Genomic DNA, 14,422 nt, shown 5'->3' on the forward strand with positions numbered 1-14,422 from the left:
ATGGGTGATGCATAAAGCATCAGTCGGTTGTAGAAAATAGAAAAGTACAGCGCCCTTCGTTATGTCGTTATTGTAACGATAGATGCTGAAATAAATTAGATGAGTGGTGATTATTGAGATAATAGTGTTTAGAAAATTTTAAACCCTAGGCCATGAACACCAATGCAGCGAATGACATAACTAACTTTAAACAAACTAGCAAAAAGGATGGTTGCAACATGCGCACTGATTTGTACCGCAATTGAGAATTGATAGTCGAACAAAAAATTGATCATCAAACACATAACAGTGATGAAGAACGAAACGATCATTGTCCAGTTACCAATAATGATACATTTTTGATAATTTAATTCAGTGTTGTCTAATTGGTGGTTAGTTGCTAGGGCAAAATTAGAGTACATATCGATTCATTTTTTAATGAGTAATGAACTTATATAATCAATAATAGTGCCATATTCATAACATATTGTTATTAAAAACATTGTTTGTTTTTTAGTTTTGTCTTGTGTCAATATGACATACTTATAAAGTGTGTCATATTGACTTATAAAGAGTCATTAAGGTGCTTGATATGAATAATCTAACGGATAGCCAATTACTCGAGTTATCTATTGAGTTAGCGCAAAGTGTTGCAAGTCAGCAGCGGTTTGATGATTTATTAACCGCGATTAGAAAAGTCATTATTTGTGATGCCATAGTGTTATTGGTTTATCAAGGTGATTGCCTGAAGCCCCTAGCCTCTCAAGGCCTTGATGTTGAAACCATGGGGCGTCGATTTATTATTAATGAACAGCCTAGGTTCAATGCTATATGCCAATCTAAAAAAGCGATTCGTTTTCCAGCTAACTCGACAATGCCAGATCCATACGATGGCCTATTATCTGCTACTGATGGTGATTTGCCCGTTCATGCCTGTATGGGGATCCCATTATATTTTGAAAATAACTTAATCGGTGTTCTGACACTTGATAGCTTATCACCCGGGGTGTTTGAACAGATTTCTGAGCGTTCATTAGCCTTAATTGCATCAATGGCGTCAGTAAGTTTACATACTGCTTCAACGGTAGATGTATTAGAGGCGAATGTTACTCGCTCTAAAGAAGTGATGCGGGCATTAAGTGAGCCAAGCGTTTCCGGAAACCATCTAGAAATCATTGGGAAAAGTAGCGCGATAGACAAACTCAGAAATGAGATCTCATTAGTGGCACCATCCAATTTTTCTGTATTAATACAAGGCGAAAGCGGAACGGGCAAGGAATTAGTTGCACATAGCATTCATCAACAATCAAGCCGAGCCGATCAGGCGATTATTTATGTTAACTGTGCAGCTTTACCTGAAAATTTAGTTGAAAGTGAATTGTTTGGTCATATCAAAGGCGCTTATACAGGCGCTGAGAATAAAAGGGCAGGAAAATTCTTAATTGCTAATGGCGGTACGTTATTTCTTGATGAAGTGGGAGAATTGCCATTAGCAGCACAAAGTAAATTATTAAGGGCGTTACAAAGTCAAGAAATTCAACCTGTTGGTCAAGATGAAGTCATAAATATTGATGTGCGTGTGATCGCTGCAACGAACCGAGACTTAAAAACAGAAGTTGAAGCGGGTCGTTTTCGTGCAGATTTATTTCACCGGTTGAATGTATACCCAGTAAACGTTCCGCCATTAAGGGCAAGAGAGGGTGATGTCTCCTTATTGTCAGGTTTTTTTATTGAGCGCACCAAACGTAAATTAGGCGTTAATCAATTAAAAATTTCACCTGATCTTATGTCTAGGTTGCAGGAGTATAATTGGCCTGGCAATGTACGTGAACTTGAACACTTACTGAGTAGAGCCGCGCTAAAGGCATGTGCAAAGGTGTCAGCTGTAAATAAACATAAAGAAATAGTGACGATTCATCCAGCTGATAGCGATGAATTAAGCGCGAATTCATTTGCGGTAGATGAACTTAATGACCTGAGCGAAACTAGCGAGAACACACAGCCAATTACGCTTGAAAAGACAGTGAATTTACGTCTTTTAATGGATGACTATCAGCGTAGAATAATTAAGCAAGCGCTGGAACTACATCAGGGAAACTGGACTAAAACGGCTAAATATTTATCCGTTGATCGTGCAAATTTAACTAGGCTATCAAAAAGGCTAAATATTCGTGTAGGTAAAGTAGTACTTTAACGGAATGTTTTCTCTGTTATAGAGTGGCTTACGTCCTCAACAGTCATTCAATATACATAATTGTTCTTATATAGATACTAACAATGTAATAGGTACCCAACCTATCCTGTAGCCGTCTATCTTTATAGCTTTCAATTTTCTTAGATATTTATGCACAAATTATAAATAAAAAAATTTCATCCGTAAGTTACTTTTTTTACTTGATCCCACCAACATATATATTGTATACATTATATCTGTTGGTGGTCTACACATTATATTGGTGTTGTATTCCTCTTATTTTATTAATAAAAAAATATCAAAAATGAATGTATTAAAACCCGGGAGGGGGTATGACGGTTAATTTCTTTAAAACTTTAATCACACGAAAAAGTGTAACAGCATTGGCTGTTGCAAGCGCTTTTTCATCGATGAGTACAGCCAGTTTTGCAGCTGAAGATGCTGCTAACCTTGAAGAAGAAGGTGTAGAACGCATCGAAGTCACGGGTTCACGAATTAAAAGAACATCCATTGAAGGTGTAACACCTATCGTTACAATTTCTGCAGCTGATATTCAATTACAGGGGCATGCTAACGTGTTTGATGCGTTAGATTCACTTGCTAAAAACACGGGTATTTTCGTTGGTGAAGAAAGCTCAAATAATTTTAATGCGAATGCGCAAGCTATTAACTTAAGAGGATTTGGGGCAAGTTACACGTTAACATTGATAAATGGAAGACGCATACCGGTATTACCAAAGCCTTCAGGAAATGTAGCGGGTAATATCGTTAACCTTGCGATGATTCCTACGGAAGCGGTAAAACGCGTTGAAATACTTAGCGGTGGCGCATCAGCAATTTATGGTTCAGATGCTGTAGCAGGTGTAGTCAATGTAATTTTAAAAGACGATATCGATTTTAATCAAATTACGGCTCGTTTTGGAGATACTAAAGGCGGCGGTGGTGCAAGCAAAAAATTTACACTGAGCACTGGTGGAACACATGATAAATTTAGCTATACCGCTGTGCTTGAAATTGATCAACGCGATCCAATTCATGGTGATGACCGAGGATGGTTTGACGAGCCGGAAGATGGTCCAAACCCTGATAGACATGGCCCAGAACAAGTGATGAGTTATTGGGCTAAATGGGAACCAGATCCCATCGCGATGAAAGATTTATCAGGACGTTGTGAACCACTTGGTTATGAAAAGGTGCAACCGCCAGGACGAGTGCATTTTGATCCTGACCCTTACTACTGCGGAGACAATCCGTATAATACATATACCGTACGTAATGAGCGTGATCGAACTAATCTTTTTGTAAACGCAGAGTATGAGTTAGATGATGGGCGTATTTTTGCTACCTTTTTAGGCACAAAATCTGAAGGTGATGCCGGATTATACCGATATAGCTATGGTGTTGATTACGTTGTTCAAGAAGACATTAATGATGCTAGCACCTTTTTAGGGAATCGTCACTTTTGGCGACGATTTAGAAACTTTGAAGTACCAACTTCAAACCAAGAGTTTGATGAAACGTCTATGACAGGTATTGTAGGTATAGAAGGGGTGATCGCAGATGAATATGATTATGCGGTTACTTTCACTACGGGCCAATATGATTATGAAGACACTGTAGGTCGTTTTGATGATCAAAAGATGTTGAGTTTATTGTATGGTGAAAAAGGTACTGATTGGACTCAACCTTGGGAAGGTTCACGTTGGGTTGTAGTTAATGCATCACAGTTAAATGCTAACTACGAACCAACTAATATCGACATCTTTGGTCAATTAACGCCTGATATGTTTACCAGTGCTCTTCATCACTCAGTCGGAAAAGGTGATTCATATTTACACAGTTTATCATTTGATATTAGTGGTTCTTTAATTGAATTACCCGCAGGTGAAGCTCAATTTGCTTTTGTTACTGAGTACCTAAAAGAAGGGTATGAATTTATCACTGACGAAGAAACCGTACGTGGTGATATTTATGGTTGGTCAGGCATTACAGGTAAAGGTGATCGTGAACGATATGCTGCAGGTTTAGAGTTATCTATCCCACTAGCTGCGAAAGAAAGCACCATTGGTTCATTAGAAGCCACATTAGCGGGTCGTTATGATTACTATGATGATGAATCAAATGTTGACGGAGCGTTTACTTATCAAGCGGGCTTATCTTGGCGACCAATGGAAGAGTTGTTAATCAGAACGATGTATTCCACGTCATTTAGAGCACCAGATATGCATTATATGTATGCAGGTGAAAGCTCTTCATTTGCTAGTCCAATTGATTATTTAACCTGTGTGAACAACACTGGCTTAACTTCAGGGCAAAGCTGGAGTGGTTGTGGTGATGATTACGGCATCAGCGTTCGCCAAGAATCTAAGGGCGATCTTTCTTTAGAAGAAGAAACGGGCGATAGTTTAAATATCGGCTTGGTTGCTAGCATTACCGATGACTGGTCAGTTACGTTTGATTATTATGAAGTATCTTTAGAAAAGAAAATTGGTAATTTGGGGGCAAGTTCAGTATTGCGTTATGAAGCTGAATGTATGCTTGGTTTTACTGAATCAGGGCAAACGGTTGATCAAAATTCTGCCAAGTGTCAGGAAATGTTAAATCGCGTTTCTCGAGGCGGGCCATCGGGTAATGATGTACTTTCAACGGTAACTAGCCCATTTAATACAGGTGAGCGTGAGCAGAAAGGTATTGATATATCATCGAAATATACTCATGACTTAGCTGGACTTGGTCGAGTGTTTTTCAATATTGATTATACGCATATTTTTGAAACCAATGAGCGATTCTTACCAGAAGATGAGCTAGAAGATATTCGAGACTATCAATGGAACAATGAATTCCGCACACGCACAACCGCTACTTTGGGTTGGAATAATGATGACTTGTCGGTTGCCTTTTTTGTTAATCGCTTAGGTACATCGCCTGTAAGATGGTCTGATGATGTCAATGAACGCTATCCAGCATGGACAACGGTAAATATGAGTACCACTTATCATATTTCTGATGACTTGACTTTGAGTGCTGCGGTAACGAATTTATTCGACAAAAAACCACATCAGCACGAATCAGAAGAGTGGTGGCCGTTTGCTGATATTACAAAATATAACCCTGTTGGTTTAGAGTACTTTATTACTGCTACATATCGCTTTTAAACGATAACCACAGGTTACTCTTATAGAGCTTTCATAAGGCCGGCAAGTCAATGCTGGCCTTATCTTTTTCCGAAAAAATTATTTTACCAATGTGAAGGTCATTGCTAATTACGTGAGTATTTTTATGAAATTTATATCCCTGTTTTTTCTTCTTTTATGTTTAATAAGTTGTCAGCACACGCCAACAATTAAACACAAATCAATAGATGATAATATTGAGCGTGCTAAAGCATTCAGTGCAAAGAATTTGAGTAATAAAGTACATAATTTTTCGTTAACTGCACATTGGATTGACGACAAGGCTGATGAGTTTTGGTTTGAACGCTACTCTGAAAAGCGTGGGCAGGAATTCGTGCGGGTTAACGCCCATGATAAAGTAAAAACGCCTTTGTTTGACAAAGTTAAGTTAACACAATCGCTTAATCTAGAAGAGCCAATTGACTGGCAAAGCTCTCCGCTTAGTCACGTTAAATTCAATGGTAAAGTACTTAATTTTGATATAAATAACCAACCTTATCGTTGTGATATCGTTGCAAGTCCTTATCAATGCCGTTCGGCATCTAAACAAAAGTCACAAGATAAGACAAGAAGATATACTTCACCAGATAAGCAACATTTTGTTAAAGTGGAAAATTACAATTTGTTTTTGTGTAAAACATCCACGCAAGACTGTAAACAATTAACTGAAGATGGATCTGAGTCATCCCCTTATGCTGTCACACATTCAGTTCCTAATAAGCGGCTAAATGATGAGGGTTTCGATGAACAGAACCATTTAGGCCTTTATTGGTCAGAAAATAGTCATTATGTCATCACTTATCGACTATTCCGCCAAGGCGTTACTAAATTAACATTAACTGATAGTACCGCTGATAATGATTTTAACGTGAATAGTGTACGTTACTATTACCCCCAAGCGGGCGATCAAACATTGCCTATGGCACAGGTTGTACTTATTGATGTTGTTAACCAGGAAGCAAGCGCACTAAATGCCCCTAAAGTAATGCAAACATATTATGGAAGGGCACTTTGGGGGTACTGGCACAAAGGTGATTTTTACTACCAAGATCGTCGAAGAGGTAATAAAACACTATTTTTGCGTAAAGTGATCGCGAAAGAGAAACAAGTTGTTTCAGTGATAAAAGAAACAAATGATGAATTTATTGACCCTTGGGTGCAAGTGTCGTATCACTTAAATAATAAAAGCCACGTTATTTGGAGCTCACAGCGTTCAGGCTATCAACACTTATATCTTTATGACACAAAAACAGGATCATTGATTAACCCGATTACTCAAGGTGAATATACCGTGAGAGCCATACGGGGCGTTGATGAAGAAAATGGGGTTTTATATTTTGAAGCTTCAGGGAAAGAAAAGAATCGTGATCCATACTTACGTCATTTATATCGTATTAACCTTGATGGAAGTGATTTAACGCTACTCACTCCTGAACCTTTTGAACATAATACGCGTTTATCGCCAAACTTTAATTACTTTATTGACACATTCTCTGATGCAAAAACACCACCGCAATCTTGGTTGCGAAGTGCAGTAACAGGGGAGAAACTCACACAACTTGATCAAGCAAACATTGGCCAATTGACTGCACTAGGCTGGCAACCACCAGAGCCATTTAGTGTCATTGCGGATGATGGCGTAACTCCTCTATATGGTTTGCTTTATAAGCCATCAAACTTCGATGCGAGCAAAAAGTATCCTGTTATTAATGATACTTATACAGGACCACATAATTTTTTCACGCCAAAATCCTTTTCAACTTTTGCCAATACTCGCCCTGCCTTGGCAGAGCTTGGGTTTATTGTAATTAAAATGGATGGCCGTGGCACCAGTAAAAGAGGGCGTGAATTTCACCGTGTGAGTTACAAAAACTTAGCAGCAGGAACCGATGATCATGTTTGGGCAATAAAACAATTAGCTAAAGATCGACAATATATGGACATTAATCGTGTTGGTATTTATGGGTTCAGTGCGGGAGGCTATGATACTGTGCAAGCGATGTTAAGGCATAATAGCTTTTTTAGCGCTGGCGTCAGTGCATCGGGTAACCATGACTTCCGTGTTGATAAAGCAGGTTGGAATGAAATATGGATGAGTTGGCCAATGAGTGAGGCATGGCAACAACAATCGAATTACACGAACGTGGAAAGACTAAAGGGGAAGTTACTACTTGCCCACGGTGAACTAGACAACAATGTTCACCTTTCAGCCACCATGCGTTTAGTTGATAAACTGATCGACGCGAATAAAGATTTTGATCTGTTGATCATGCCAAAAATGGGACATGTATTAGATGAACACCCTTATTTTGTTGAAAAACGCTGGCGTTTCTTTATTGAACATTTACAGGAAGACAACGAATAACTAGGAAAAGATGGCAATAATTAATAGTTAGTTATCTTTAGTGTGAAGCATTTTAACGCGAAGATTGTTTTATGTGCCTAATGCGAAGCATTGAGCGTATTAAGTATTTTGCAATCTTCTATTTTATTGCTGGTGCAGCACTTTGCTAGTTTCGCTAATGAGCGTTCCAATTTTTGTAGTTCTTTTTGGGCTTTTCGAACGTTATCGAGTTGTTGAGCAATCATCGAATCGACCGTATCACAAGAAATATTTGGCTGACGCTGTACTTGCACTAACGTTTTAATCTCGTCGAGTGACATATTTAACTCTCGGCAACGACGAATAAAAATAAGTAATTGAACATCTTCAACTTGGTAATATCGGTAGCCGTTTTCTGCACGTTTTGCAGGTTTTAAAAGCCCAATATCTTCATAATAACGAATAGTTTTTGTTGGAACATGTGTTTGTTCTGCTAATTGACTAATCTTCATATTGACCTTCCTGTAACTGGAAGCTTTATACTACGACAACTTGATGTAAAGAGATACGTGTTACCTTATAAAATAAACATCAAAGGGTTTCACGCGCTCATGATCATCACTATTGAGTGACATGCTAGCCAATAATGTTATAGTGTCTCGGCAATTTATTACACTACTACGGCAATACTTTTTTGCCATAAGAATGATATTTGAAATGAAGGCGAAACAACTTACTTACGCAATATTGCTGTTGGTACATAGCTTTTTTAGCTGTGATAGCGCGCCTTTTTATCCTCCTGATCAAGAGCATGCCAGCTATTCTCATGTGCAACATGTAGAAGGGCTTGATTTGCATCATAAAGTTACATCAGAGCAAGACAAGGAACATGAAATACATGTTCATTTAAGCTGTCTTAGTGGTTACGGTACTGGTGTTAATTTTACTGGCTGTGTAGCAACGACACTAACGCAGTCTATACCCGCTTATACTAGCTTGTATTACAGTCCTCCTTTACCACCCCCGAATGTGTATTCTCTCTATTTTAGTTAAACAGGCTACGGCCTTGTCATAAATTTTTAAGAGAATACACATTATGCATATTATTACTGCCCTATTAGGTAGGGCAACACTATGTCATCTGTTTGTACTGTTACTGTGCAGTGAAGCTTTGGCAAATGAATCATTAACGTTAACGGATGCGTTACAAAAGAGTATTACCTATCATCCAACGTTGAAAAGGTATCCGTACGAAGCACGAATGTTAGACGCTCGTTTACTACAAGCAAGTATACGGCCTACGCCGAGGTTAGGTGTGAAGCTGGAAAATGTTCTCGGAACAGGTGAAAGTCAAGGGCTAAAATCAGCGGACCTCACCTTGTCATTGAGCCAAGTGATTGAGCTTGGTGATAAACGCTCATTACGTATGGCGCTACAACAGCAGAAACAACAACAAAGCACGTCGAAATATCAATCAGATAGGTTATCAATATTAACCGATACTGCGCGTAAATTTTATCAGGTGTTGTATCAACAGCAGTTGCTTACTTGGCATCAAAAACGTGAATCTGACATTCAGCGATTGTTCAACGTGGTAAAGACCAGAGCGAAAGCCGGTGCAGTGTTAAAAGCTGATATTTCTCGGGTTTCATATCGGCTGGCAGAGCTAAAACTGCGTAAAATACATTTGCAAAGCGAATTAAAGGCGGCGAGGTTTTCGCTCAGTCAGATGTGGTTATCTGAACCTGACTTTGAACGAGTACTAGGAGATACAAGCAAGCTACCGACTATTCCATCAGACACAGTTTGGTATCAAGCCGTTAATCGCGCACCTGACTTTGTGCTACTAGAGCAACAAGTAAAAATACAGCAAGCCCGGTTAGCTGTTGAACAAGCGAATAATGTGGCAAACATCACACTAGAAGGCGGTGTGAAACACAACGCGAGAAATAATGATAGTGGTGTGGTATTAGGTTTTTCAATGCCATTAACGTGGCAAAAACCGAATCGTGGCAACATCGCCTTGGCACAAGAAAAAATCGGTCAATTAAGTGAAGAACAGGCGCTTTTGCGTCAATCGTTACGTAACCAGCTAGCAAGCCTTTATGCGCACATGCAAGCAAACGAAACCATCGAACAAACCTTACAACAGCAATTATTACCCCAGGCTGAGCAGTTGTTGCGCCATAGTGAATCGAGTTACCAAAACGGCCAAATTTCTGTGTTACAGCTGCTTGAAGCGCAAGAATCGCTTTTTGACGCACAAAAACAATTATTGGTAGTACGTTTGGCACAATATCACACGCTATTAACCATGCAACGATTAACCGGTAAATCATTGGTCGCTGATGCGGCGAACGAATAAGAGACATTACCTATGAATATTAAACAATTTATTTTATTTGTCAGTATTACTCTGACCCTTATGATTGCCGGTGTATTTACGGTACAAGCTTCTGGCGATCACGGACATCAAGAAGAATCTACTCAAACAGGGGAACATGGTGGCCGATTATTAACAACTGGGCATACCGCGTTAGAAGTAAGCTTTTATGAAATCGGTGTTGCACCTGAAATGCGCGTGTATGCATACCAAGATGGTCAGCTTATTTCGCCAAATGATGTTACGCTAGAGGTTGAATTGTCAAGACTAGACGGCAAACAAGAGCGTCTTGATTTCACGGTAGAACAAAACTATTTAGTCAGCACACAAAGCATCGCTCAGCCGCACTCATTTGATGTAACCGTAAAAGCGACCATTGCAGCGGAGCAATTTCTATGGCAGTTCGAAAAACACGAAGGAAGAACTAACCTATCTCAACGAGCCATTGAAGCAAGCAATATTCAAACTCAATTAGCGCAAGCTGGTACGCTTGAATTTAAAGAAACGTTATTCGGCGTTATTGCCCCTACGGTAGATAGACAATATAGCATTATGTCGCCTTATGAGGGTTTAGTTGAGTCGGTTTTAGTGACGATTGGAGATAGCGTTAAAAAAGGCCAAGCCGTACTGAAAATAAAAAATAATAAAACGTTACAGTCATTTACTCTTTATAGTCCTGCGGCAGGTATGGTGACTGCACAGGGAGTTAGTCAGGGAGAACGTGCGGATCAACAAGCGTTATTAGAAATCACAGATTTTTCCAAAGTATGGGTAGAATTATCGGCATTCCCTGAGAATATTGAAAATATGGCGATTGGCCAACAAGCCAAGATATATGATTTACACCATCATTTAGAAGCTATGGGGAAAGTGTTTTATTTAGCACCGAAAATGACCGGAGGTCACATTGCTAGAGCGCGAGTATTAATTGATAACCCCGATGGCCATTGGCGTCCTGGAATGCATGTCAAAGCGGATATCGTTACCGGTAATAAGCCGGTTGCAATGCGTGTTGAGAAACAAGCGATACAGCAACTGATGGATAAACCTGTGGTATTTGCACGCTTTGGCAACACCTTTGAAGCGCGACCATTAGTATTGGGAGAAGCTGACGAGCAATGGATTGAAGTATTGTCAGGCCTAACAAACGATACGGAATACGTGACCACCAATAGCTATGTTCTTAAAGCAGATGTTTTAAAAGCTGGCGCAAGCCACGCACATTGAGGTTAGCATGATAGATCATATTATTTCTTTTGCGATAAAGCGTCGTTGGCTGATGATGGCGGTGACCTTATTCATTGCAGCCGTAGGTGTCTATAATTTACTGCGCCTACCCATAGATGCTGTGCCAGACATCACTAATATTCAAGTACAAATCAACACGGGGGCTCAAGGGTTTACTCCACTAGAAGTAGAGCAACGGATAACTTTTCCCATTGAAAATGCGATGGCTGGTATACCAAAACTTGACTATACCCGCTCATTATCACGGTATGGCTTGTCTCAAGTGACAGTAATTTTTAATGAAGGTACTGATATATATTGGGCACGACAACAAATAGGAGAACGTTTACAAGCGATTCGTGGTGAGTTACCCAATCAAATTGAGCCGACGTTAGGCCCTATAGCTAGTGGCTTGGGGGAAATATTCACCTACATTATTCATACCGAAACTGGAGCACTTAAAGACACAGATGAAGCGTATAGCGCTGAAGATTTACGTACATTACAAGATTGGGTGGTGAAACCTCAGTTACTAAAAGTACCAGGAGTTACTGAAATTAATAGTATTGGCGGTTTTGAGCGTGAATATCAGATAGCGCCGATCCCAGGAAAATTACTCGCCTATAAACTAAGCATTGGTGATGTTGTAGAGGCTCTTGAACGTAATAATATCAATCAAGGTGCAGGCTATATTGAACGAAATGGCGAACAATATTTGGTGCGAACGCCAGGCCAGTTAAAAAGCTTAAATGAAATCAAACAATTGGTTGTCGCTAAGCGTGATGATGCACCGGTAAGGATCAAAGATGTTGCCAATGTGTTTCTCGGTAAAGAGCTTCGTACTGGGGCTGCAACCTACGGCGGTGATGAGGCAGTAATGGGGACAGCAATGATGTTGCTGGGTGAAAACAGTCGTATTGTGGCAAAGAATGTTGCTAAACAACTGGAAAAAATTCAACAAAGTATGCCAGCAGGCGTGCTGCTTGAACCGGTTTATGATCGTACCTCGCTTGTTGATAAAACGATTGAAACGGTGCAAAAGAACCTGTTTGAAGGTGCTGTTTTGGTTATTGCGGTGTTACTTTTTTTACTAGGTAATGTAACCGCCGCTTTGATCACCGCATTAGTTATTCCGCTAAGCATGCTATTTGCGGTTACTGGAATGGCAGCTAATCGTGTATCCGGTAATTTAATGAGTTTAGGGGCGATTGACTTTGGCATAATCGTCGATGGTGCGGTCATTGTGGTTGAAAATGCATTACGTCGATTAGGTATGGCACAACGTAAAGTCGGGCGATTATTAACGCTTCAAGAGCGGCTTCATGAAGTGTTTCTCAGCACTAAAGAGGTGTTTAACCCTGCGGTGTTTGGGGTGTTAATCATTATGCTGGTTTATTTACCAATATTTGCCTTATCTGGTGTTGAAGGGAAAATGTTTCACCCGATGGCATTTACCGTCGTTGCAGCGCTGCTAGGTGCATTGCTGTTTGCTGTTACCTTCGTTCCAGCTGCATTAGCTATTTTTCTACGCGGAAAAGTGGTTGAGCAGGAAAACCGTTTAATGACTTGGGCGAGAAAGCTTTATCAGCCATTATTATCGTTTTCGTTGCGTCAATCTGCTTTAGTGCTTTTTTGTGCGATTGTTTTGCTGATATCTGTAAGCTGGCATGCCAATAAAATGGGCGCAGAGTTTTTGCCTAAACTCGATGAAGGTGATATAGCCATGCATGCCTTGCGTATTCCGGGCACAGGTTTAGAGCAGTCAGTCACTATGCAACGTCAATTAGAGAATGCACTCGCAGAACTTGATGAAGTTGAACGGGTGTTTTCTAAAATAGGTACTCCAGATATTGCTAATGACCCTATGCCGCCGAATGTGGCAGATACCTTTATTATGCTTAAACCACGTAATGAATGGCCTGAATCTTCACTAACCAAAGCTGCGCTAATTGAAAAGATTAGGCATCGGGTGGAAGATGTACCTGGTAATAATTATGAATTTACTCAGCCAATTGAAATGCGCTTTAATGAGCTTATTGCTGGCGTAAGAGCTGATGTTGCTATTCGAATTTACGGTGATGACCTCGCCATATTGAAAACCTATGGTGAAAAAGCAACGGGTTTGCTGTCAGGCATTCAAGGAGCTACTGATGTGCGTTTAGAGCAGTTATCAGGTTTGCCAACGTTAGTGGTTACACCGCAGCGTGATCATATGGCGTTATTAGGGCTAACTGTGATGGACATTCAACAAGCGGTGAATACTGCAGTTGGTGGGATAAAAGCTGGGTTGATTTATGAGGGAGACCGTCGATTTAAGTTGATGGTTAGAATGAATACATCATGGTCAAACGATCCTCAACGTTTGGCGCAAATTCCTGTTGCTGTTCCTCAGTCAGAAAATGCTGAGTTAGCCTATGTTCCTTTAGGGGAAGTTGCTGATATTAATATTGCAGAGGGGCCAAACCAAATAAACCGTGAAAGCGGCAAACGTAATGTGGTAGTCACCGCTAATGTGCAAGGGCGAGACTTAGCCAGTTTTATCAACCAAACTGAAACGGTAATGCGTGCTCAACTTGGTTTACCTGCAGGTTATTGGTTGGATTATGGCGGAACGTTTGAACAACTGCAATCTGCCAGTCGTCGTTTGTCCTTAGTTGTGCCATTAACTTTATTGTTGATTTTAGGGTTGTTGTATAGTGCTTTCGGCTCACTTCGTGATGCATTAATTGTGTTTAGCGGTGTGCCTTTAGCGCTTACCGGCGGTGTCATTGCATTAAGCTTACGTGGCATGCCTTTTTCAATCTCCGCTGCTGTGGGTTTTATCGCACTTTCAGGGGTGGCAGTATTAAATGGCGTTGTAATGTTATCTTTTATTCGTCAATTAAGAGAAGAAGGATTATTGTTGCTGCAAGCAATTAAACAAGGGGCTAGCCAGCGATTAAGGCCGGTACTGATGACAGCACTTGTGGCCAGTTTAGGGTTTATTCCTATGGCGTTTAATGTTGGCACAGGTGCCGAAGTACAACGGCCTTTAGCGACAGTGGTTATAGGTGGCATTGTGAGTTCAACATTATTAACCCTGCTTGTGTTACCAGCGTTGTATAAGTTGGTATATAAAGGAAAAAATAACGAAGGGTAAGTAT

At 40.1% G+C, this 14,422-nt stretch carries 9 protein-coding genes; 7 read left to right on the plus strand and 2 right to left on the minus strand.

Going from position 1 to position 14,422, the window contains the following annotated elements; all coding sequences use genetic code 11:
* Nucleotides 1–128: 128 nt before the first annotated feature.
* Complete coding sequence (locus tag BI291_RS04095) at nt 129–401, minus strand: hypothetical protein (protein ID WP_074496474.1); 273 nt, start codon at nt 399–401, stop codon at nt 129–131.
* Nucleotides 402–571: 170 nt separating this feature from the next.
* Between BI291_RS04095 and norR the strand changes: the two genes are divergently transcribed.
* From norR to BI291_RS04110, 3 genes are all read left to right on the plus strand, one after another.
* Nucleotides 572–2,173 carry a nitric oxide reductase transcriptional regulator NorR gene (norR, locus tag BI291_RS04100; protein WP_074496475.1) on the plus strand — a complete coding sequence of 534 codons (1,602 nt, stop codon included), beginning with the start codon at nt 572–574 and terminating at the stop codon, nt 2,171–2,173.
* 332 nt (nt 2,174–2,505) lie between these two features.
* Entirely contained in the window at nt 2,506–5,328 is a 2,823-nt protein-coding gene (locus BI291_RS04105; protein ID WP_074496476.1) for a TonB-dependent siderophore receptor, read from the plus strand.
* 124 nt (nt 5,329–5,452) lie between these two features.
* Complete coding sequence (locus BI291_RS04110; protein ID WP_074496477.1) at nt 5,453–7,711, plus strand: DPP IV N-terminal domain-containing protein; 2,259 nt, start codon at nt 5,453–5,455, stop codon at nt 7,709–7,711.
* A 77-nt stretch (nt 7,712–7,788) separates the two neighbouring features.
* Here BI291_RS04110 and BI291_RS04115 read toward each other — a convergent pair whose 3' ends face one another.
* Nucleotides 7,789–8,181, minus strand: coding sequence for a Cd(II)/Pb(II)-responsive transcriptional regulator (locus tag BI291_RS04115; RefSeq protein WP_074496478.1), 393 nt, complete (start codon nt 8,179–8,181; stop codon nt 7,789–7,791).
* Nucleotides 8,182–8,386: 205 nt separating this feature from the next.
* Between BI291_RS04115 and BI291_RS04120 the strand changes: the two genes are divergently transcribed.
* Genes BI291_RS04120 through BI291_RS04135 form a run of 4 tightly spaced genes read left to right on the plus strand, consistent with a single transcriptional unit; the run spans nt 8,387 to nt 14,418 of the window.
* The gene (locus tag BI291_RS04120; RefSeq protein ID WP_139302549.1) at nt 8,387–8,722 is read left to right on the plus strand and encodes a hypothetical protein; all 336 of its coding nucleotides are present in this window, start codon (nt 8,387–8,389) and stop codon (nt 8,720–8,722) included.
* 43 nt (nt 8,723–8,765) lie between these two features.
* A complete protein-coding gene (locus BI291_RS04125) occupies nt 8,766–10,034 on the plus strand; it encodes a TolC family protein (protein ID WP_083601893.1) in 1,269 nt (422 codons plus the stop codon).
* 12 nt (nt 10,035–10,046) lie between these two features.
* The gene (locus tag BI291_RS04130; RefSeq protein WP_074496480.1) at nt 10,047–11,279 is read left to right on the plus strand and encodes an efflux RND transporter periplasmic adaptor subunit; all 1,233 of its coding nucleotides are present in this window, start codon (nt 10,047–10,049) and stop codon (nt 11,277–11,279) included.
* Between the two features lie 7 nt (nt 11,280–11,286).
* Entirely contained in the window at nt 11,287–14,418 is a 3,132-nt protein-coding gene (locus BI291_RS04135) for an efflux RND transporter permease subunit (RefSeq protein ID WP_074496481.1), read from the plus strand.
* Nucleotides 14,419–14,422: the final 4 nt, after the last annotated feature.

It is taken from the genome of Thalassotalea sp. PP2-459, from assembly GCF_001913705.1.
GTDB classification, from domain to species: domain Bacteria; phylum Pseudomonadota; class Gammaproteobacteria; order Enterobacterales; family Alteromonadaceae; genus Thalassotalea_C; species Thalassotalea_C hakodatensis.

Excerpts from the sequence above, each read along its gene's own strand:
- BI291_RS04115 (WP_074496478.1), bottom strand. The coding sequence starts at position 8,181 with ATGAAGATTAGTCAATTAGCAGAACAAACACATGTTCCAACAAAAACT.
- BI291_RS04135 (WP_074496481.1), top strand. The coding sequence starts at position 11,287 with ATGATAGATCATATTATTTCTTTTGCGATAAAGCGTCGTTGGCTGATG.
- BI291_RS04095 (WP_074496474.1), bottom strand. The coding sequence starts at position 401 with ATGTACTCTAATTTTGCCCTAGCAACTAACCACCAATTAGACAACACT.
- BI291_RS04110 (WP_074496477.1), top strand. The coding sequence starts at position 5,453 with ATGAAATTTATATCCCTGTTTTTTCTTCTTTTATGTTTAATAAGTTGT.
- BI291_RS04130 (WP_074496480.1), top strand. The coding sequence starts at position 10,047 with ATGAATATTAAACAATTTATTTTATTTGTCAGTATTACTCTGACCCTT.
- BI291_RS04120 (WP_139302549.1), top strand. The coding sequence starts at position 8,387 with ATGAAGGCGAAACAACTTACTTACGCAATATTGCTGTTGGTACATAGC.
- BI291_RS04125 (WP_083601893.1), top strand. The coding sequence starts at position 8,766 with ATGCATATTATTACTGCCCTATTAGGTAGGGCAACACTATGTCATCTG.
- BI291_RS04105 (WP_074496476.1), top strand. The coding sequence starts at position 2,506 with ATGACGGTTAATTTCTTTAAAACTTTAATCACACGAAAAAGTGTAACA.
- norR (WP_074496475.1), top strand. The coding sequence starts at position 572 with ATGAATAATCTAACGGATAGCCAATTACTCGAGTTATCTATTGAGTTA.